Genomic DNA, 20,925 nt, shown 5'->3' with positions numbered 1-20,925 from the left:
TAAAGAAGAAATAGAAGTTAGCCCTGAAGATGTTTCCGAGGAAGAGGTAGTAATTGAGGATTCTGAATCTATTCAGGCTGAGGATGAAGCAAAAGAGGTTTCTGAAGAGGGAGAGGTTAAAGAAGAAGCAGGAGAGGCTTCTGATGAAAAAAGAGATGAATAATAAGGTTGCCCCTGATGAGCAGTTAAAGATAATCAAAAGGGGTTTAGATGAGCTGATCACAGAAGAAGACCTTCTTAAGAAGCTAGAGAGTTCATATGCCTCTAATAGGCCTTTAAATATTAAAGCAGGATTTGATCCTAGCGCACCTGATCTTCATTTAGGACATATGGTGCTGCTTAAAAAACTCAAGGATTTTCAAGATTTAGGCCATAGAGTATATTTTTTAATAGGTGATTTTACAGCTCGAATAGGTGATCCGAGCGGACAGAAAGAGATTCGGCCTCGACTGACCAAGGAAGAGGCCCAGCGGAATGCAAAAACTTATAAAAGACAGATATTTAAGGTTCTTGATCCTAAGAAGACCAAGGTTGTCTTAAACTCAGAATGGCTTGAAAAGATGAACTTTGAAGATGTCTTGGAGCTTAGCTCTCACTATACGATTGCTAGAATTCTCGAGAGGGATGATTTTATGCTGCGCTATAAAGAGGGTAAGCCGATATCTTTAACAGAGTTTCTTTATCCTTTAATTCAAGGTTATGATTCTGTTGCCTTGGAATCCGATATAGAGTTAGGCGGAAGAGACCAGAAGTTTAATCTTCTGGTCGGACGTGAGCTTCAGCGGGATTACGGGCAGAGCCCTCAGGTTATAATTACTTTACCTATATTAGAGGGTACGAATGGAGCGCAGAAAATGTCTAAAAGCTTAGATAACTATATTGCTTTAGAAGATTCGGCCAAAGATATTTTCGGTAAAGTCATGTCTATACCTGATAGTCTTATTCTAAGATATGCAGAGCTGCTTACTAAGCTGGATCTGGAAGATATAAAAAACAATAATGCACGTGATGCCAAGCTTATATTAGCTGAAGCGATTGTTGAAATATTTTATAGTAAGGATGAAGCGAAAGATAGTAAGGATAATTTTATCAAAGTCTTTTCTAATAAAGAGGCCCCCCAAGAGATTGAGGAACATCAGATTAATTCTGAAACATGGATAGTAGATTTGATAGTGCATAGCGGTTGCGTCAAGAGTAATTCCGATGCTAGACGTTTGATAAAGCAGGGCGCTGTGACTCTGGGCTCTAGTAGAATAGAGGATGAAGATTTTCAACTAGCAGAGCGGGGCGAGTATATTCTTAAAGTAGGGAAGCACAGGTTTAGAAAAATAATTTTTAAAGATTAAATCTTGTATCCCCGGAGCGTTCCTTTTACTGAAAAAAGAGTAATATCTTTAATCAATCCTATAATTGATAGCCCTTTTGTATTTCTTGAAAGCGCATCTTCTAATTTTGACAATCAAAGATCTTTTCTTTTTAATAATTTCGAGGATTTTTTGGTGTTTAATCCAGGAGATAACCTGGATGATTTTTTTGAAAAAGTTGAAAATTTTTTAACAAAAGGTTTCTGGCTCTGCGGTTTTTTCTCATATGAGGCAGGGTATCTTTTTGAAGAATCGTTCAAAGGCTTATGTCGATCAAACACGGGTTTTCCGCTTATATGGCTAGGCGTTAGCAGGGAACCTTTAATTGTTGATCATAGCTATAATGATAGATCCTTGACATCTGGTGTCTCTGGAGATTTAAGCTATAAGATAACAGGGCTTAAGCCAAACGTCAAAGAGGAGGAGTATAACAGCTCTATCGCCAAGGTAAAAAGATATATCGAAGCAGGCCGGACCTATCAAGTCAATTATACTTTTAAATATAAATTTAACTTTAAGGGGAGCGCGCTAGGTCTCTATCTTAATTTACGCAGGAGTCAGCCAACGTCATACAGCGCTTTCGTTAATACCGGTAATAATAATATCATATCTCTTTCGCCGGAGCTCTTTTTTGAAATGTCTCAGGGCAATATTTTGACTGAACCTATGAAAGGTACTGTTTCTCGAGGCTTCTCTAATTTAGAAGATAGAGACCAAGAGGCTTGGTTAGCTCAAGATATTAAAAATCGTTCTGAAAATCTCATGATAGTTGATTTGCTAAGAAATGATTTGGGAAAAGTCTCTTCTATAGGCAGCGTTAAGGTTGAAAAATTGTTTCAAGTTCAGAGGTATCGCACTTTGCATCAGATGACCTCTACCGTAGCAGGGGTTTTAAATAAAGGCCTCAGCTATCAGCAGCTATTTAAATCTCTCTTTCCATCCGGATCTGTTACCGGAGCCCCCAAGATAAGTACGATGAGAATAATCAGAGAGTTAGAGAAGGAGCCGCGTCATATATATACAGGTTCAATTGGCTACATCTCTCCAAATAGAGAAACATGTTTTAATGTAGCTATAAGAACTATTCTTCTGGATAAAAATAGGGCTGAGATGGGTGTTGGAGGCGGCATTGTGTATGACTCTTTAGATAAGTCTGAGTATAAAGAGGCTATTCTTAAGGCGGATTTTTTAAATAGAGATTTCTCTTGTTTTAATCTAATAGAGACTATGCGCTGGGATAAAGGTAGAGGGTATTATCTTATTGAAAATCATATAGATAGGATGTCTAGCTCAGCAGTATATTTTCAGATTTCTCTAGATATTGGTATCTTAAGAGAGAGACTATCTGAGCTTGAGAAAGAATTTAAAGAAGATAGGTATAGGGTAAGGCTAACGCTTGATATGGAAGGTAATATTAAAATAGAGTTTAGGATACTGGAAGATCTTAACTCTCTCATCAAGATTAAGATCAGTCCGACTAAGATAGATCCTGATAACGTATATCTTTACCATAAGACCACTCGACGGGATATTTATGATAAGGAGAGGATAGAAGCTCTTGAAGAAGGTTTTTTTGATGTTATCTATATGAACACCAAAGGTCAGATTACTGAAGGGGCTATTAGCAATATATTCCTGCTGCTGGATAACCATCTTTATACGCCTCCTGTAAAATGCGGTCTGTTGTCAGGGGTATTGAGGAGAGATCTATTAGATAGCGGTAGGGTTTGCGAGAAAACATTATATCTGAAAGATCTTAAGCGTTCAGAGAAGGTCTTTATAGGTAATTCTCTTAGAGGTTTAATAGTAGTAGATGGTATAGTTTGACAGGGCTATATTGCTTAGGTAAAATTAGTGGCAATGATTTCGAAAAATCTTAGTTTAATAAAAGAGGAAATTAAAAAAGCATCCCTGAGGAGCGATAGAGCTCCCGATTCTATAAAACTAGTTGCTGTAACGAAGAATGTAGATATAGAGAAGATAAGAGAAGCTTCCTCTCTAGGTGTTTCCGATATCGGAGAGAATCGTATCCAGGAGGCAAAAAGCAAGTTAGGTGACTTGAAAAGTCTTAATATCTGCTGGCATATGGTTGGACATCTCCAGACTAATAAGGTAAAATATGCTGTTGATATCTTTGAATATATACACTCCTTAGATAGCATAAAGTTAGCCGAGGAGATAGATAGGTGCTCTAGAATTAAAAACAAATATCAAAAAGTGTTTATAGAGGTAAATACTTCCGGAGAAGAGACGAAGTTTGGAGTTAGTGAGGATAACATAGAAGCCTTAGTTAGTAGAATAGTAGAGTTCAAGCAGCTGGACTTAGTGGGCTTTATGACCGTAGCTCCTTTTACAGATAATAAGGATGCAATTAGAGGGTCTTTCAGAAGGCTTAGAATTGTAAGAGATGATATAAGTAAAAAGTTAAATAGAAAGCTCTATCTTTCAATGGGAATGAGCGATGACTTTGAGATTGCAATTGAAGAAGGGGCTGATTTTATAAGATTGGGTAGAGCAATCTTTGGAGAGAGACTATGAATATTGGAATTATCGGATTAGGGAAGATGGGTGAGGCTATAGTTAAAGGCTTAATAGGATCAAGAGGCTATAAGGTATATTTTAATGAGTCTGATGATGTGCGGTGTGAGGAAATAATTGATAAATACAGAAGATTAAAATGTCTTGATATTGAGCAGCTCATAGATTCATCCGCCGTTATTATACTGGCAGTTAAGCCTCAGGACTTAAAAGAGCTTTTGAATAAGATCGGCCGTCTTTTAAGAAGAGATAAGCTTTTTATTTCAATAGCGGCTGGAGCCTCTATAGGTTTTATCCAGAACGAAGGTTCTTTAGAGAAGGTGATTAGGGCGATGCCGAATATGGGTGCCTTGGTGGGTGAATCTTTTACGGTTCTCACTCATTCAGAAAAAGTTAACGATAGAGAGCTTGAGTTGGCTAAGAAAATATTTGCTAACATAGGAGATGTTAAAGTAGTAGGCGAAGATTCAATAAATGCCATTACAGCTATATCTGGCAGCGGACCTGCTTATTTTGCCTATTTCCTTAAGTCTATTGAGGAGTCTGCAGCTGAGATTGGTCTTGGGGATATATCTTCTAAGATTGCTCTAGATACTTTGGGAGGAACTCTAAAAGTATTAAGAGAATTGGGTATTTCAACAGATGAGTTGATTAGGATGGTTAAATCTCCCGGAGGAACAACGGAGGCTTGTTTGGATTATTGGCAGCAGAGCGATCTATCAGGTATTATAAAAGATGGAATTAAAAAAGCAATGAATAGGGCAAAGGAGTTAGGAAGATAATGTTTATATTTGCTAATTTAATTAGAGCAATAGCTGAGATTTTGAGCGTTCTGCTTACTATATACTACTGGTTAATTTTAATACGTGCTTTATTGTCTTGGGTCAATCCGGATCCTTATAATCCAATAGTTCAGTTTCTGCATAAAGTTACAGAACCTGTACTCTCTCTTATAAGAAGAATGCTGCCTATTGGAGCTGGCATTGGAATAGATATATCTCCGATTATTGCGTTCTTTATAATAATATTTTTGAGATCATTTTTAGTTAAAACGCTGCTGGAGATAAGCTACTATCTTAAAGGAAGTATTTAAAAGAGGAGTTTAAAGTGGAAGATTTAAGAAAAAAAATCAATGAGACAGGCTCTTTTATAAAAAAGAGTATTAAAGTCAGGCCTGATGTAGCGATTGTTTTGGGTTCAGGATTATCTGCTTTTGGAGAAAAGATTAAAAACAGTAAGAGTATGGACTATTCTGACATTCCTCATTTCCCTCTCTCTACAGTAGAGGGGCATAAGGGAGAGTTAATTTTTGGAAAGGTTGGCACTAAGAATGTAGTAATTATGGGAGGACGGTTTCATCTCTATGAAGGTTATTCTGTCTATGATGTTGTCTATCCAATACGTATTATGCGTGCTCTGGGCGCGAAGCACCTTATAATCTCCAATGCTGCAGGCGGGATGAATCCTTGTTTTGAAAAAGGAGATCTCATGCTGATAGACGACCATATAAACCTTATGGGTCTAAATCCTCTTATTGGTCCTAACGATGATAAGCTTGGAGAGAGGTTCCCGGATATGTGCGAACCTTACAATAAGGAGATGCTGAAGCTGGCAATGGACTTAGCTTTAGATTTAAAGATAAGAGTGCATAAGGGTGTATATGCTGGCTTAACAGGGCCGAGCCTAGAAACAAGAGCAGAGTACCGTTTTTTAAGAACCATAGGGGCTGATTGTGTAGGCATGTCTACTGTCCCTGAGGTTATTGCAGCTGTTCATTGCGGGTTCAAGGTCTTGGGTATAAGCTGTGTTACCGATCTATGTTTACCTGATGCGCTGAAGCCGGTAGATTTCAAAGAGATACTCAGGATTGCTGCAAAAGCAGAGCCTAAGTTAGCCCAACTTGTCTATAAGTTAATACCGAAGTTAAGATGAAAGACTATAAAGAGACTTTAAATCTTCCCAAAACTAATTTTCCTATGCGGGGAAATCTTCCTCAGAGGGAGCCTGGTTTTATTGAAAAGTGGGAAAAAAATAATTTATATGAAAAGATTAAATTAAAGAATAAAAACAATGCTCCTTATATTCTTCATGACGGGCCTCCTTACGCTAATGGAGATATCCATCTTGGTCACGCCTTAAATAAAACATTGAAGGATGTAGTGCTAAGATTTCAATCCATGACTGGTCATTTTGTTAATCTTATACCTGGCTGGGATTGTCATGGCTTACCCGTAGAACATCAGCTTATTAAAAATCTTGGGTTGAAAAAATCTGAGATAGAGCCTGTTAAGTTTCGCAAGAAGGCGAGGGATTATGCTCTTAAGTATGTAGAGATTCAGAAAAAAGAGTTTCAGAGATTAGGCTGTATGGCTAATTGGGATACTCCTTATCTTACTTTAAACTATGACTATGAAGCCACTATTTTACGTTCTTTAGCAGACCTTGTAAAGCAAGGCTATCTCTATAAAGATGTTAAACCTGTGAATTGGTGTATTAAGTGTGAAACCGCCTTAGCTGAGGCTGAAGTAGAATACGAGGAGCACCTATCTGACTCTATATATGTAAAGTTTATGATCAATAGTAATTCAGAATTAGCGGCTAATCTGAGCCTTCCAAGTCAGTCTTATTTTTTAATTTGGACCACTACTCCTTGGACATTGATATCCAATGTTGCTGTGGCGCTTAGCAATGAAGAGGAATATAGCTTCTTGAAGCTAAAAACAGAAGAACTGCTGGTCGTTGCTTCTAAAAGACTGCCTTTTTTAAAAGAGAAGCTTGCCTTAGAGGTAGACTTTGTAATTCACACTGCTAAAGGAAGAGAGCTTGAAGGCCTTCATTTAAAGCACCCCTTCATAGAGCGGGAGTCTAAAGTTGTTGGGGCTGATTTTGTATCCATGGAAGATGGTACAGGGTGTGTCCACATAGCTCCAGGTCACGGTATGGAGGACTATCTTTTAGGTAGAGAGAAAGGGCTTGATATGATCATGCCTTTAAACGATAAAGGCATATTTGAAGATGTTGGCGAATTTTCCGGTCAGCTTGTCTGGGACGGGAATGAAAAAGTAAGAGAGGTACTTAAAAATAAAAACCTGCTTTTAAAGGAAGAGAAGATAAAGCATTCCTATCCTCATTGTTGGAGATGTAAATCTCCAATTGTATTTAGAGCTACATTACAGCTTTTCATGTCAATAGATAAGTCCGATTTGCGCTCTAAATTACTTAAGGCAGCTGATAAAGTAAGGTGGATTCCTAAGATAGGTTTACAGAGAATGAGAGGGATGCTTCAGACACGTCCGGATTGGTGTCTCTCCCGCCAAAGATACTGGGGTGTTGCAATCCCCTCTCTTAGGTGTATGAATTGTAAAAGTTCTGTTTTAAATCAAGATTTTATTCTCAATGTTGCTGATGAAGTGGAGGAGAATGGTGCTGATCTATGGTTTCAAGAAAGTTATAAGAGATTTCTGCCTCGAGGTTTTCAATGTGATCATTGCGGTAATAATAATGTCGACCTCTTTGAAAAAGAGAATGATATCGTAGATGTCTGGTTTGAATCTGGAATAAGTCATCAGGCAGTATTAAAAGATAAGTATAATTTAAGCTATCCTGCCGACCTCTACCTTGAAGGTAGCGATCAGCATAGAGGGTGGTTTCAGTCGTCTCTTATTACGGGAATTAGCATAAAAGAGGAACCTCCATATAAAACTGTTCTTACGCATGGTTTCGTGGTTGATGGCGAAGGAAAAAAGATGTCTAAATCTTTAGGTAATGTGATATCTCCATTGAAGGTGATTCAGAGATATGGCGCTGATGTTTTAAGGCTCTGGTCTATATCACGGGATTTTACTCAGGATTTAAGAATCTCAGAGGACATAATAAAGCAGAGCGCAGAGTCCTACAGAAAGATAAGAAATACTTTTAAATTTCTTTTGAGTAATATATACGACTATGATCCTAGAAAGGATAAGGTTTCATATTCAGATCTGGATTTGATAGATAGCTGGATATATGCAGAGTCTATAGTGCTTAATAAGGAAGTCGAATCTCTTTATGGTAATTATGAATTTAATCAGGTATTTAAAAAAATCTATCTTTTTATGAACGAGAGACTATCATCCATCTACTTAGATATCCTTAAAGACAGAATGTATACTTTTAATCCCCAGGATCAGAAGAGAAAATCTTCTCAAACTGTAATCTACCATTTGCTGTCTACGCTGGTGAGGCTAATAGCTCCAATATTGCCTTTTACGGCTGAAGATATTTGGGAAAACTTAGAGATTAAAGATGAAGACGATTCAAGGTGCGATAGTGTACATCTGACTTCTTTTAAAGATATGGCATTAAATCAAGAGAGCAAGGAGGTTTTGCAGGATTTTAATAAGCTCTTTATTTTAAGAGATGTTGTCATGAAGGCGATTGAGAGAAAGAGGGAACTAGGTGAGATAGGCAGCTCACTTGAAACTAAGGTGAGGTTAAAAATTCTACTGGACAACAGCTATGACTTCTTGGATAATTATAAATCTATTTTGGCCATGCTGTTTATAGTCTCAGAGGCGGAGCTACTTAAGATTAATAAAGCAGATTGCAGCGCTGAGGATATAGATGGTTTTGGAAAGATAGATATTGTTGTTGAGAAGAGTCAGGGCAAGAAGTGTATGCGTTGTTGGAATTATACTTTTGATGTTGGTAAAGATGGAAAACATAGAGATGTTTGCCTTCGCTGTGCTAAAGTATTGGAGAAGATATCATGAATAAAAAACTCAACAAGCAGGAGCTGGAAAAGATCAAGAAGGTTCTAATGGATTTAAAAAAGAAAATATCTTTAGAGATAAGACATTTAACTGAGGATAGTATCTTTAAATCCCAACAAGATGTATCTGGAGAGATATCAAACTATACCTATCATATGGCTGATATGGCTACAGACAGCTTTGATAGAGAGTTTTCTTATGCTTTGGCCAACAATGAACAGGAATTAGTGTATCTTATAGGTGAGGCTCTATCTAGGATTGATTCTGGCGAGTATGGTATCTGCGAGCTTTGTGAGAACAATATAAAGAAAAGCCGCTTAAATGCTATTCCCTATGCTAAACACTGCTTAGAATGCCAAATCGAAGAAGAGAAGAGGGTTCAAAGGGAAAAGGAATGAAAAGCTGCCCCAAAGGTAAGGGGCTTCATTTTTTTCTAATAGTCATTTTGTTGTTGGTGGACCAGATAGTAAAGACCTATTTGAGCATATTTCCGCAAGGTGAGGTTGTCTATGATCTTCTGCCCGGGTTTTTTAATATTAAGATTTTGGTAAATCCTGGAATAGCTTTTGGGGTCTTAGCTAATCTGCCTCAGGTATTTATATGGGTGAATACCTGTATCTTAATCTCCTTTTTAATCTATTTCTTATTTTGTTTAAATACCAGAGCCTTATATTTAAGCTTTGCTTTAATCATAGCTGGAGCAGCCTCTAATCTCATAGACAGGTTTATTTACGGAGGAGTTATAGACTACTTAAACTTTGCTTTTTTCCCTACTTTTAATCTTGCAGATAGCTATATAACTGTAGCAATATGCTTAATGCTAAAAGATGCCATATTTAGAAAAGAATAGTTACTCTTTTAAGTACGAAGGCTCTGGTATTAGATTAGATCGTCTTCTCCACGGTGAGCTTAAAGATATCTCTAGAGAGAAGATCAAAAAAATAATTTACCAGAAAGCTGTTTCAGTCAATGGCAGCAGTGCGGTAAAACCTTCAGATATCGTTAGAGAAGGGGATGAAGTAAGCATTTTGAAAAACGGATTTAGAGAGAATGATATAGAGCCTAAAGATATGGGTATTTCTGTTATATATGAAGATAAAGATATAGCGGTTATCAATAAGCCTGCCGGTGTTATTACTCATCCGCTAAGCAAGTCCGATTCCGACACTCTAATTAACGGATTGCTTTTTAAGTTCAATGAGCTCTCAAATATCAACGGGCCTTTAAAGCCCGGTATTGTGCACAGGCTTGATAAGGATACTTCTGGCATTATGATTATTGCTAAGAACAACGAAGCTCATAATGGTATAGCTGCTCAATTTAAAAATAAAGAGGTTATTAAAATTTACCTTGCCTTAGTTGAAGGCAGCGTTGAGTATGATGAAGGCTTAATTGTAAGGCCCATTGGAAGGTCGAGGATTAAAAGAACAATTATGGAGATAGATGATTCTAAAGGGAGGCCAGCAGAGACCTATTTTAGGGTTGTTCAAAGAGTCAGCCTAAAGATTACCGTTAAGTCTAAGAAGATTTATACTCTTATTGCCCTGTTTCCTAAGACAGGCAGAACGCATCAGTTGCGAGTCCACATGAAACATTATGGACATCCTATTATTGGAGATTCTAAATATGGCAAGAGTTCAGATTTGATAGCTCGCCAGGCTTTACATGCTTACCATATAAAGTTTTTTCATCCTGTGAAAAATATTCAGATCAATTTCAAGGCCCCATTGGCAAATGATTTTAAAAATTTGCTTTCTAAATTAGGAATAGCGAACTATAATCTTATCTTAGATAATATTATACAGGAGGTGTGATATGTTTAAGAAAATTTTGATTTTTATACTCATCTTAGTTATAACATCCGGTATCGGAACGGGTTACTTTTTTCTTTATCAAGAGAAAGAGAGAGAGGTGATGTTGAGAAAAGACGTGGAGGCTGATCTGGATTTGATGCAAAAGGATAAGCAGAAGATAAAAGAAGATTTAAGTAAGATAAAAGATGATTATCAAAAAATAACTCAGGAGCTTGAGAAAAAAATAGTCAAAAATGAAGAGCTCTCCAATGAGATAGGTAGACTGGTGGATAATCTGGATGGAGCTAAATCAGAGATCATCATATTATCGCAGGAAAGAGGTGTACTCCTTGGCAGGCTCGAAGAACAGAAGGCCAAGCTAGAAAAGTATCAGAGCAAACTTAAGGATGAGATTCCAAAATTAGTAGAAAGAGAGCCTATAGTAGAAGATGACAATGTGCAGCTTGAGAATATTACAGTAGAAGAAATTCTTCCAGAAGCTAAGCCTCTACTAGAGAGTAAAGTTGTTCAAATAGAGGCAGAGATTATGGCTTTCAATAAAGAGTATGGTTTTATTGTTCTAAATAAAGGAGTCAAAGATGGTGTAGAGATAGACTCTGTATACAAATTTAATATTCAGGGTCAATTAAAAGGAGAGCTTAATCCGGATAGAGTTTATGATTCTATGGCTGTATTGGATATATTAGAGGGTCGAGATAATATAGCAGAAGGAATGAACATAGAGATATTTTTAAAAGAATAATCCTTTCTATAATTCGATATGAAAATCAAGAAGAAGAGAGAGAGTATTTCTTTTGACTCAGAGCTTACTCCGCCAGCGGATAAGTCGATATCGCATCGAGGCATATTTTTTTCTGCTTTATCTAATAACAGAGTAAAAATAAGAAATTTTTTATTTTCTCAGGACTCACTCAGCACTATAGATGCTTTTCGCAGCTTAGGTTTGGATATATCTGTTAAAAAGGATGAGGTTAGCATATCGGGGGTTGGACTTAAAGGGTTGAAAAATCCTGATAAGGATCTTTATCTTGGCAACTCTGGAACTACTGCAAGACTTATTTTAGGACTTCTGAGTGCTCAGGATTTTAACGCAACAATCAGAGGTGATGAATCATTATCTCTGCGTCCGATGAGGCGGGTTACAGAGCCCCTATCTATGATGGGAGCCAATTTTAAAGGTGATGATGGTGCCAATTTCCTCCCGATAGAAGTTATAGGTTCAAAGCTAAATGGAATAGAGTATGTTATGCCTATTTCTAGTGCACAGGTTAAATCGGCTATTTTGATAGCAGGTCTATATGCGGAATCTCCAACCATAATTCACCAAGAGTATAAATCCCGAGATCATACAGAGAAGATGCTCTTCTCTTTTGGTGCAAATATTTCATCCAATGATTTAGAGGTGAAGATAGAGAGAACGGATAGACTTAATGTACCTAATTTCTCTGTTCCAGCCGATATATCTTCTGCGGCATTTTTTATCACGCTTACGCTTTTAAGTCCTGATTCAAAATTACTGCTTAAGAACGTAGGAGTGAATCCTACTCGCTGCGGCTTCGTGGATGTCTTAAAGAGGATGGGGGCCAATATAGATATTGATCTTACTCTCAGCGAGAGAGATTCTGTTATATCCGAACCTTCTGCTGATATAGTTGTATCAACTTCCAGATTAAAAGGGGTCAATGTATCTAAAGAAGAGATCCCGTCTCTTATAGACGAACTGCCTCTCCTCTTTCTTGCTGCTGCTCTTGCAGAAGGAGATAGTTATATAGAGGGTGTTTCGGAGTTGAGGGTAAAAGAGACGGATCGAATAAACTCTATAGTAACAAATTTAACAAATATGGGGGCTAGAATAGAGGTTCTAGGTGAGGATGTTTTGATAAAGGGAGTGGAGGCACTTAGTTACTCCGATTTATTGAGCTTCTCTGATCATAGGACTGCCATGGTTAATATAGTAGCTGCTGTATTAGCCAAAGGAGAGTCGACTATAGATTGCTTGGATCCAATAGCTGTGTCCTATCCTGGTTTTGTTGAAGATTTAAACAGTATATTAGATAATTGTATTGAAATTGTATGATATTTTGGTTAATAATGTTATTTGTAGTTTGACTTAAATACAGCAAATTGATAGAATATATCAGTTTATTATGGCAAAAATGCGCTTATTAAAAATGTGGAAAAAACTAAGCTCTCTTTATAAGGGTATAGCCTCGTCTTTCTCTTCTGATATCGGTATAGATTTAGGTACCGCGACTACTCTTGTCTACGTTAAAGGTGAGGGAATTATTTTATGCGAGCCTTCAGTTGTTGCAATAGAGAGAAGTCAGAACCGCGTTCTAGCTGTTGGAGAGGAAGCCAAAAGAATGCTGGGGAAGACACCCGGTAATATAGTTGCTATTAGACCACTTCAGGATGGAGTGATAACTGACTTTGAAGTAGCCGAACAGATGTTGAGGTATTTTATAACCAAGGTAAACAGGAAAAAGTTCTTACTAAAACCCCGCGTTGTAATAGCTATACCGTCTGGAATTACCGAAGTCGAGAAGAGGGCTGTTAAGGATTCAGCTCTTCATGCAGGCGCTAGAGAGGTATACCTTATAGAGGAGCCTGTTGCTGCTGCAATAGGAGTAGGACTGCCGATATATGAGCCTATAGGTAATATGGTGATAGACATAGGTGGAGGTACTACTGAAATAGCAGTTATATCTCTGGCTGGGTTGGTGTTGGCAAAAAGCATTAGAATAGGCGGGGATGAGATGGACGAAGCTATAATCCAGCATATGAAGAAGACCTATAACCTTATGATTGGAGAGAGGACTGCCGAAGATATTAAGATAAAGATCGGATCGGCCTATCCTTTAGAAGAAGAGTTGACAATGGAGGTTAGGGGGCGCGATATAGTTACAGGTCTTCCTAAGTCAGTATCTATAACTTCTGAAGAAGTGAGAGAGGCTATGGCTGAGCCTATCACTCAAATACTGGAGGTAACCAGGTTTACCCTTGAAAGAACCCCCCCCGAGCTCTCTGCTGATTTAATAGAGGTTGGAATTGTTTTAGCCGGAGGAGGTGCACTTCTTAGGGGTTTGGATCTTTTGATAACTGAAGAGACAGGGCTTCCTGTCCATGTTGCAGATGATCCTTTAACTGCTGTTGCGTTGGGTACTGGTAAGGTATTGAGTGAATTGAGATATTTAAAGAGAGTTATGGTCCAGCCTAAGCTAGAATCTTAGAAAGCTTTTGTCCTGAACAATAGATGAAAAGAGGTCTAATTACAGTCTCCTTATTTATAATCCTTTTTTTCTTAAAAGGTTTTTTTCAAAATACTCTATTTCAACTGTCGTCAAATATTTCAAGATTATCTTTCATTAAAGTATTAAATAAGAAAGAAGATGTTTCTCAAGAAGGTATAGCTCGGATATTGAGAGAGAATCAAGGTCAGCTTTGCAGAATAGAAGATTTAGAAAATGAAAATAAAAATCTTAAAGATTATTTAGAGTTAAAAAAGAGTTTAAAAGAGCCCATTGTGGCCAATATAAACTCTAGAATTGAAGAAGAGTTGAGATCTAGATTTTTAATAGATAAAGGAAGCAGGGATGGTGTAAGGAAGAACGGCGCAGCGATTACTCCGGAGGGATTTGCAGGGATAGTTGATGATCTGGGTGCAAACTTTGCCTTCATACTGCCTTATTTTGATCCCAGCTTTAGTATCTCTGTTCGTATATCTTCTACCAGGGAGATTGCATTGTTAACAGGCAGGGGTAAGGGCTGTAATCCAAAATTGCTTTACATCAACATCGATAGTGACATTAAAATAGGAGATACAGTAGTAACTTCAGGGAAAGGCCTGTTGCCTAAGGGGATAGCTATTGGAAGAGTAGTTAATATCTATATGCATGCTTCTCAGATGTATAAAGTTGCTGATGTTGAACCTTTTGTCGATCTCTCTAAGGTCGAAGATATTTTAATAGTAGTACAGGAATAATGCTATACGCTATCTCTTTAATTATTGCTGGAGTTTTAAAGATATTTAGCGGAGTAGATCTGATATCTTTTATCTTTTTATATTCCCTGCTCTTTGATGATGAATTTAGTTATAATAGCCTCCTGGCATCTGCTTTGGCTGCTGAGATGTTCAGCTTCTCATTTGTAGGGCTCTATTTTCTCTCTTATTTTATGATCTATTTTATAAAAAAATGGCAACTAAAGATGTTTCACTGCAATAGAGTATTCAATTTTTTGTTCTTGTTCCTAGGGTTTATTTTTGTAAGGACCATCTGCAATTTTTCGTTTTTAATAAGGTATAACGGCAGTATAAAAGTCTATCTTTTGAGTTTAGCCTCAAATTTAATTTTAATAATAATACTATACTTTACACAGAATTACGTAGAAAAATGTTTTCCAAGATATATAAAATATTCTTAGCTATATCTCTGGTGCTGATCATTTTAAGAGTCTTCTATTTTCAGATTATTAAAGGTGATTATTATCGGGAGATGAGTCTTAATAATTACCTTAGAGTCTTACCATTAAGTGGCTATAGAGGTAATATTTTAGACCGTTATGGTAGAGAGCTAGCCGGGAATCGTTTAAATTTCTCGATACAGGTACTTCCCGATAGAATCAAAAATAGGAGCGAAATATTTGAAATTATAAACAGAGAGTTTGATATTGATATAGAAGATTTAAAAAATATTTACAAGCTTAAGTTTAAGGCTCCCTTTGCTCCATTAACATTAGTCTCCAATGTTGATTTTGAAAGGGCGCTCTTTCTAAAGGAGAAATACAGAAATATCTCAGGACTGCTTATATCTGAAAATATTAAGAGATACTACTCCAATGGTACTGTTGCCTCTCATTTATTAGGCTACCTTGGCGAGATCTCTGAAGACGAGCTGAAAGAACTAAAGCCTTATGGCTATAGATTTAGTTCTTATATTGGTAAGAGCGGAGCGGAGAAAGAGTTTGAGCCTTATTTAAAAGGCAGTGATGGTGGAATGTTGGTTAAAGTTGACAATCAGGGTAGAATTATAGAGATTTTGAGTCGCGAGGAGCCGAAAAGGGGATTAGATATATATCTAACTATCGATTTAGATTTACAGCAAAAGGCTGAAGAACTGCTCTCTCCTTATACAGGGTGTTTTCTTGCTATGGATGTTGATTCAGGTGAAATTATAGCTGCGGTAAGTTCGCCTAATTTTGATCCCAATGTATTTATATCATCGGATAATCATAAAATCTTACAACTCCTGAGCTCTAGAGAAAAGCCTCTTTTAAATCGTGCTATACAGGGAGAGTATCCTTTAGGGTCGGTATTTAAATTGCTTATTGCTGTTGCAGCCCTTGATAGCGATGTTATTAGTTCGGGAGATAAGTTTTTCTGTCCAGGGCACTTCATCTATGGAGGGCGAAGCTATAAATGCTGGAATAGCAGCGGGCATGATTGGCAGGATTTACGTCAAGCCATAGCGCATTCTTGTAATGTATACTTCTATAATATTGGGCTAAAGACAGGTGTTGACTCTATTGTCTATCATGCGGATCTTTTTGGTTTCGGCCAGAAGACCGGAATTGATTTACCCTATGAGAAGGATGGTCTTTTGCCGTCTTCGAATTGGAAAGCTAAGAAGATAAAAGAGCACTGGTATCCTGGGGATACAATCAATATATCTATAGGTCAGGGCTATCTTTTGGCGAGCCCTATGCAGGTTATACGATTTATGGCGGCATTGGCTAATGAGGGGACTCTCCTGAAGCCAAAGGTCTGCAGTTCTATAAGCGGTGAGTTAGTTGATAAAGAAGAGTCTGAAAACATCCCTATCTCTGTTAGAGATATCAAATTTATAAAAAGAGCTATGAGGGATACAGTAAATAGCCCTACCGGTACAGGGCAGATCGCTAAAGTAGTCCCTGCTATTGCTGGTAAGACAGGCACTGCTCAGGTAACATCGGGAAAACCGCATGCTTGGTTTGCAGGCTTTGCTCCTTACGACTCTCCTAGGATTGCTTTTTTAGCTTTTGTTGAACATGGGGGTGGCGGAGGGTATGCAACGGCAAGAATAACAAAAGAGTTTCTAAAATATTATTATAAAAAGAGTGAACTATGAATAAAAAATTAGACATCTTAATTTTATATGTATTGTTAATATTTTTGATCGGGATCATGAACCTCTATAGTGCAAGTTATAATTTTTCAGGAAACTATATCACGCGGCAGATCATATGGTTTCTATTATCGATCTTAGTAGCTTCTGGAGTATATTTTATAGGAATTAGGCGGATTTTGAATTTGGGATGGGTGATCTATATCGCTTCTATATTGCTTTTGATTATAGTTTTGGTATTACCTGCCGAAGGTGTTCGTAGATGGATTAAATTTGGTTTTTTAAATATTCAGCCTTCACAAATTATGAAATTTGCGCTCCCAGTATTTCTTGCATCTGTGTTCTACCATAGTAATTTCAAGACTCTATTCTCATTTATTATGCCGCTCTTTTTCACTCTTCTCGGGGCAGTCTTAATCGCTAAAGAGCCGGATTTAGGCGGCTCATTAATGTTGTTTCCTTCAGTTATTGCTTTCTTTATACTTAAGAAAGCAAGCCTTAGAAAAGCTTTACCTTGGATTATTGCTGCGTTAATGATAGCACCAATTCTTTATTTTAATTTAAAGCCTTATCAGAAAAATAGAATTTTAACATTCATGAATCCCGAGCGTGACCCTTTAGGGGCAGGCTATACCTTAATGCAGTCTAAGATAGCGGTAGGATCTGGGAACATTATTGGTAAAGGATGGTTAAACGGAGCTCAGGGGCAATTGAGATTTCTTCCAGAGTCTCATACAGATTTTGTATTCCCTGTCTTTGCTGAAGAGTGGGGTTTTCTTGGCGTTGTCGCGCTCTTAGGGTTGTACTTGCTTATGCTTAGAAGGATGCATAATATTGCTTGTAGAAAAAAAGATGGAGCTTCAGGTATGTTGCTCAATCTTTTTCTCATCACTATATCAGTTCAGATAATAGTAAATATCGGTATGACTATAGGTATCTTTCCTATTGTGGGATTGCCGCTTCCATTTTTTAGCTATGGCGGGTCGGATTTAATTGTTACAGTTGTTATGGTAGCATTATTTTTAAGAGATGAATAATTACTTAGAGCCTAAAAAAATAGAAGAGTTTCTTCTAAACAATCTTTCTAGCGTTCAAAAGCCTGGCCGCTATATAGGTAGAGAGCATAACAGCATAGAGAAGGATTGGGATAAAGCCTCTCTTAGAGTTGCTTTGATATACCCTGATCTGTATGAGATTGGAATGAGCAATCAAGGATTACGGCTTCTATATGAAATTATAAATGCAAAGCCTGAATTTATCTGTCAGAGATCTTTTGCCCCCTGGCATGATATGGAGAGTTTACTTAGGAGCTCAAGTCTGCCTTTATATAGCCTTGAGAGTAAGAGGCTTCTCTCTGAATTTGATGTTATTGCGTTTACGCTTCAGCATGAGCTAAACTATACAAATATTTTAACAATACTTGATCTGGCAGGTTTAGATATATTCTCTAAAGATAGAGCGGATAATCATCCTTTGATAATCGGAGGAGGTCCTTCTACATTAAATCCCGAACCTGTTGCGGATTTCTTTGATTTTTTTCTTATCGGTGAAGCAGAAGATATTATTATTCCTTTGTTAGAGAGTATTTCTGCAGGACGTGAGAGCGGTATTCTAAGAGAAGAACTGCTCTATAGCTTTAAAGACCAGAGCTCAGTCTATGTTCCTTCGCTTTATAATACAGAGCTGACAGAAGAAGGTTTTGTTATTACCGCTATAGATAGAAAGGTTAAGAAGCATTATGTAGCTGATCTTAATAGTGTGGCCCATTCTGTTAAGCCTACCGTATCTTATATTCGCACAGTCCATGATAGGATAAATCTTGAAATTATGCGGGGTTGTCCGAACTCCTGTAGGTTTTGCCAGGCAAGAGTCTATTATGGTCCGCCAAGACAGAGAGAGATAGGAGGTCTTATTTCTAGCGCTAAGAAGAACTATGAAAATACAGGATATGAAGAAATTTGCCTCTCTTCACTTTCAAGCGGAGTTTATTCCGGTATAGAGAATCTGATTGATGGTTTGAAGTCTGACTTTAAAGATCTAAATCTATTTTTAAGTTTGCCCTCTCTTTGGGTTAGCAAGAGCCTTATAGATAATTTAAGTAAATTTGTGGATACAAAAAGGCCTTCGCTAACATTTGCTCCTGAAGTAGGGTCTTTGAGAATGAAGGATATAGTAGGAAAATATGTTGATGAGAAGATATTGAGCGAGATTGCGTCTTTTGCCTTTGATAGGGGCTGGAAGAGTATAAAGCTATATTATATGCTTGGGCTTCCAGGTCTTAAGATCGATGACTTAAAAGAGACGGTCGAGTTTATAAAAGGCCTCCTAAAGTTAAAGACAAAGAGAGCTATTAATCTAAAGCTTAGCTTTGCAGCCTTTATTCCTAAACCCCATACGCCTTTTCAATGGCATCCTTTTGCATCTAGAGAGGAAGTGTTAGAGCAGATTGGATTCATAAGAGATAACCTGCGTAATAGGCGTATCAAGATTGATTTTAGAGATTATGATTACTCTTTAATTGAAGCGATTTTTTCTCGGGGGGATAGAAGATTGTCTTCCGTTATCTATGAGGCCTGGAAGACAGGTGCAAGATTTGATTCATGGGAAGGAGAATTCAATAGTAGTTTATGGTATAATGCATTCAGTAAAAAAAACATCGATATAGACAGTTATCTTAGGCCCTCCTGGGGTGAGCTCTCTTCCTTGCCTTGGGATTACGTAGATGCAGGTATTGATAAAAATGATTTATGGGCAAGTTTTGAGAGTGTCAGGGCTAAATTTTAGTATCTTTGAGATCAAAAGGAGGTAATAATATGGGGTTTTTTAAAGGTGTTGTTAAAAAAAATGAGATGGACAGCTCTTTTAAAGATCTTCTCATTGAGATGTCTCAAAACAATGCTTCTGATTTACATCTTAAAGACGGCTATCCTCCGATATTTAGAATAGACGGGAGTTTAACTAAGAGCGACCATTCTGAGCTTTCATCGGATGACATCGAGAAGATGTCTTTTAGTGTGTTAAATGAGGAGCAGAGAGAGAAGTTTAAGGATGAGTGGGAGCTGGATTTTGCAATTGAGGTAGAAGGAGTAGCCCGCTATAGAATTAATCTCTATATTCAGAGAGGTTCTCTTGCTGCTGCTATAAGGATGCTGCCTATTAAAATACCGCTGCTTTCTAAATGCGGATTAAATCAAGAGCTTGTTGTTGAAAAGTTATTAAGTAAAAAAAGAGGGCTTATCCTTGTTACCGGTTCGACTGGAAGCGGAAAATCTACGTCAATAGCCTCTATGATTGAATGGTTAAACGAAAATAGAACGAGCCACATAATAACCGTAGAAGATCCAGTAGAGTATGTTTTTGAATCTAGGAACTCTGTTGTAGATCAGCGGGAAGTGGGAGCCGATACCCGCTCATTTGATAATTCTCTAAGGCATATATTAAGAGAGGATCCCGATGTTATTCTTATTGGTGAGATGCGTGATGTTGAAACAGTGGAGGCGGCTTTAAATATAGCTGAAACAGGACATCTTGTTCTTGCAACGCTCCATACTTCGGATGCAATCCAGAGTATTAACAGGATTATCGATATCTTTCCATCACATAAGCAGTCTCAGGTAAGAGTGCAGCTCTCCTTTGTTCTTTTGGCAGTTCTCACTCAACAGCTTATAGCAAAGAGAGAAGGGCCCGGCCGTGTCTTGGCATATGAGATGATGATTGCAAGCCATGCGGTGAAAAGCATGATCAGGGAGAGCAAGGTTCATCAGATAGCATCAATACTTCAGAATGCACAGGCAGAGGGTATGAGCACTATGAACCAGAGCTTGGTCAATCTCTATTTGAATGGTGATATAGATTATGAGCAGGCGATGCTCCACTCTTTAGATGTTGAGGATCTTAAAAAATTAATTCAAAGAAAAGCATGAAAGAGTCGGTAGAGTATGAGCTTGCATTTACAAAGAAAGGATTGTTAAAGTTTATATCACATCTTGATTTATTGCATCTCTTTCAGCGTGTTTTAAGACGGGCTAACATAGATGTGTTTTATTCTCAGGGTTTTCATCCGTTACCAAAGATTAAGTTCATTAGGGCTCTTAAGCTTGGCATAGAGAGTGATGGAGAGCAGTTGTTCATAAGATTAAAAGAAGATATAGAAGAGAATAGATTGAAAAAAGAATTAAACAAGCAGCTTCCAGTTGAGATTCAAATGGTGTCAGTGGTTAAGGTTTGATTTTTCATTCTTTAAATTGATAAATATTCTGGTATAATTTAAATTCAGTTTTATGGCGGTGTAGCTCAGCTGGTTAGAGCGTACGGCTCATACCCGTATTGTCAGTGGTTCGAGTCCACTCACCGCTAT

At 37.5% G+C, this 20,925-nt stretch carries 20 protein-coding genes and 1 tRNA gene; all 21 read left to right on the top strand.

Annotated features, from left to right (window positions below; all coding sequences use genetic code 11):
* Positions 1 to 143 precede the first annotated feature (143 nt).
* The 21 genes from tyrS (at position 144) to P9X27_06180 (ending at position 20,924) form a co-directional block, all read left to right on the top strand.
* A complete protein-coding gene (gene tyrS, locus P9X27_06280) occupies positions 144 to 1,346 on the top strand; it encodes a tyrosine--tRNA ligase (protein ID MDP8253984.1) in 1,203 nt (400 codons plus the stop codon).
* Between the two features lie 153 nt (positions 1,347 to 1,499).
* A complete protein-coding gene (gene pabB, locus P9X27_06275) occupies positions 1,500 to 3,191 on the top strand; it encodes an aminodeoxychorismate synthase component I (protein MDP8253983.1) in 1,692 nt (563 codons plus the stop codon).
* A gap of 33 nt (positions 3,192 to 3,224) precedes the next feature.
* Positions 3,225 to 3,902 (top strand): YggS family pyridoxal phosphate-dependent enzyme, encoded by a 678-nt coding sequence (locus tag P9X27_06270; GenBank protein MDP8253982.1) that lies wholly within the window; start codon positions 3,225 to 3,227, stop codon positions 3,900 to 3,902.
* Complete coding sequence (gene proC / locus P9X27_06265) at positions 3,899 to 4,684, top strand: pyrroline-5-carboxylate reductase (GenBank protein ID MDP8253981.1); 786 nt, start codon at positions 3,899 to 3,901, stop codon at positions 4,682 to 4,684. The genes P9X27_06270 and proC overlap by 4 nt, the downstream gene beginning before the upstream one ends.
* A complete protein-coding gene (locus tag P9X27_06260; GenBank protein MDP8253980.1) occupies positions 4,684 to 4,995 on the top strand; it encodes a YggT family protein in 312 nt (103 codons plus the stop codon). Before proC ends, P9X27_06260 begins: the two co-directional genes overlap by 1 nt.
* Before the next feature lie 14 nt (positions 4,996 to 5,009).
* Positions 5,010 to 5,834 carry a purine-nucleoside phosphorylase gene (locus P9X27_06255; GenBank protein ID MDP8253979.1) on the top strand — a complete coding sequence of 275 codons (825 nt, stop codon included), beginning with the start codon at positions 5,010 to 5,012 and terminating at the stop codon, positions 5,832 to 5,834.
* Positions 5,831 to 8,653, top strand: a complete 2,823-nt coding sequence (gene ileS, locus P9X27_06250) for an isoleucine--tRNA ligase (protein ID MDP8253978.1) — start codon at positions 5,831 to 5,833, stop codon at positions 8,651 to 8,653. The genes P9X27_06255 and ileS overlap by 4 nt, the downstream gene beginning before the upstream one ends.
* Positions 8,650 to 9,051 (top strand): TraR/DksA family transcriptional regulator, encoded by a 402-nt coding sequence (locus P9X27_06245; protein MDP8253977.1) that lies wholly within the window; start codon positions 8,650 to 8,652, stop codon positions 9,049 to 9,051. Before ileS ends, P9X27_06245 begins: the two co-directional genes overlap by 4 nt.
* Entirely contained in the window at positions 9,006 to 9,503 is a 498-nt protein-coding gene (lspA, locus tag P9X27_06240) for a signal peptidase II (protein MDP8253976.1), read from the top strand. Before P9X27_06245 ends, lspA begins: the two co-directional genes overlap by 46 nt.
* On the top strand, positions 9,481 to 10,467 hold the full coding sequence (locus tag P9X27_06235; protein MDP8253975.1) for an RluA family pseudouridine synthase: 987 nt from the start codon (positions 9,481 to 9,483) through the stop codon (positions 10,465 to 10,467). The genes lspA and P9X27_06235 overlap by 23 nt, the downstream gene beginning before the upstream one ends.
* 1 nt (position 10,468) lies before the next feature.
* Positions 10,469 to 11,209 carry a hypothetical protein gene (locus P9X27_06230; GenBank protein MDP8253974.1) on the top strand — a complete coding sequence of 247 codons (741 nt, stop codon included), beginning with the start codon at positions 10,469 to 10,471 and terminating at the stop codon, positions 11,207 to 11,209.
* Positions 11,210 to 11,227: 18 nt separating this feature from the next.
* On the top strand, positions 11,228 to 12,544 hold the full coding sequence (aroA, locus tag P9X27_06225) for a 3-phosphoshikimate 1-carboxyvinyltransferase (GenBank protein ID MDP8253973.1): 1,317 nt from the start codon (positions 11,228 to 11,230) through the stop codon (positions 12,542 to 12,544).
* Between the two features lie 79 nt (positions 12,545 to 12,623).
* The gene (locus P9X27_06220; protein ID MDP8253972.1) at positions 12,624 to 13,697 is read left to right on the top strand and encodes a rod shape-determining protein; all 1,074 of its coding nucleotides are present in this window, start codon (positions 12,624 to 12,626) and stop codon (positions 13,695 to 13,697) included.
* Positions 13,698 to 13,720: 23 nt separating this feature from the next.
* Entirely contained in the window at positions 13,721 to 14,449 is a 729-nt protein-coding gene (gene mreC / locus P9X27_06215; GenBank protein MDP8253971.1) for a rod shape-determining protein MreC, read from the top strand.
* Positions 14,449 to 14,889 carry a hypothetical protein gene (locus P9X27_06210; protein ID MDP8253970.1) on the top strand — a complete coding sequence of 147 codons (441 nt, stop codon included), beginning with the start codon at positions 14,449 to 14,451 and terminating at the stop codon, positions 14,887 to 14,889. Before mreC ends, P9X27_06210 begins: the two co-directional genes overlap by 1 nt.
* Positions 14,859 to 16,571 (top strand): penicillin-binding protein 2, encoded by a 1,713-nt coding sequence (gene mrdA, locus P9X27_06205; protein MDP8253969.1) that lies wholly within the window; start codon positions 14,859 to 14,861, stop codon positions 16,569 to 16,571. Before P9X27_06210 ends, mrdA begins: the two co-directional genes overlap by 31 nt.
* A complete protein-coding gene (locus P9X27_06200) occupies positions 16,568 to 17,605 on the top strand; it encodes an FtsW/RodA/SpoVE family cell cycle protein (GenBank protein ID MDP8253968.1) in 1,038 nt (345 codons plus the stop codon). Before mrdA ends, P9X27_06200 begins: the two co-directional genes overlap by 4 nt.
* Positions 17,598 to 19,352, top strand: a complete 1,755-nt coding sequence (locus tag P9X27_06195) for a TIGR03960 family B12-binding radical SAM protein (protein MDP8253967.1) — start codon at positions 17,598 to 17,600, stop codon at positions 19,350 to 19,352. Before P9X27_06200 ends, P9X27_06195 begins: the two co-directional genes overlap by 8 nt.
* Positions 19,353 to 19,381: 29 nt before the next feature.
* Positions 19,382 to 20,491 (top strand): type IV pilus twitching motility protein PilT, encoded by a 1,110-nt coding sequence (locus P9X27_06190; protein ID MDP8253966.1) that lies wholly within the window; start codon positions 19,382 to 19,384, stop codon positions 20,489 to 20,491.
* Positions 20,488 to 20,796 carry a TIGR03936 family radical SAM-associated protein gene (locus P9X27_06185; protein MDP8253965.1) on the top strand — a complete coding sequence of 103 codons (309 nt, stop codon included), beginning with the start codon at positions 20,488 to 20,490 and terminating at the stop codon, positions 20,794 to 20,796. Before P9X27_06190 ends, P9X27_06185 begins: the two co-directional genes overlap by 4 nt.
* Positions 20,797 to 20,850: 54 nt before the next feature.
* Positions 20,851 to 20,924: transfer RNA gene (locus P9X27_06180), tRNA-Met, on the top strand.
* Position 20,925: the final 1 nt, after the last annotated feature.

The organism is Candidatus Kaelpia aquatica (assembly GCA_030765335.1).
In the GTDB taxonomy this organism is placed as follows: Bacteria; Omnitrophota; Gorgyraeia; order Kaelpiales; family Kaelpiaceae; genus Kaelpia; species Kaelpia aquatica.
The sequence above is the reverse complement of the archived record's forward strand: the minus strand, read 5'-3'. Positions and strand labels throughout refer to the sequence as shown.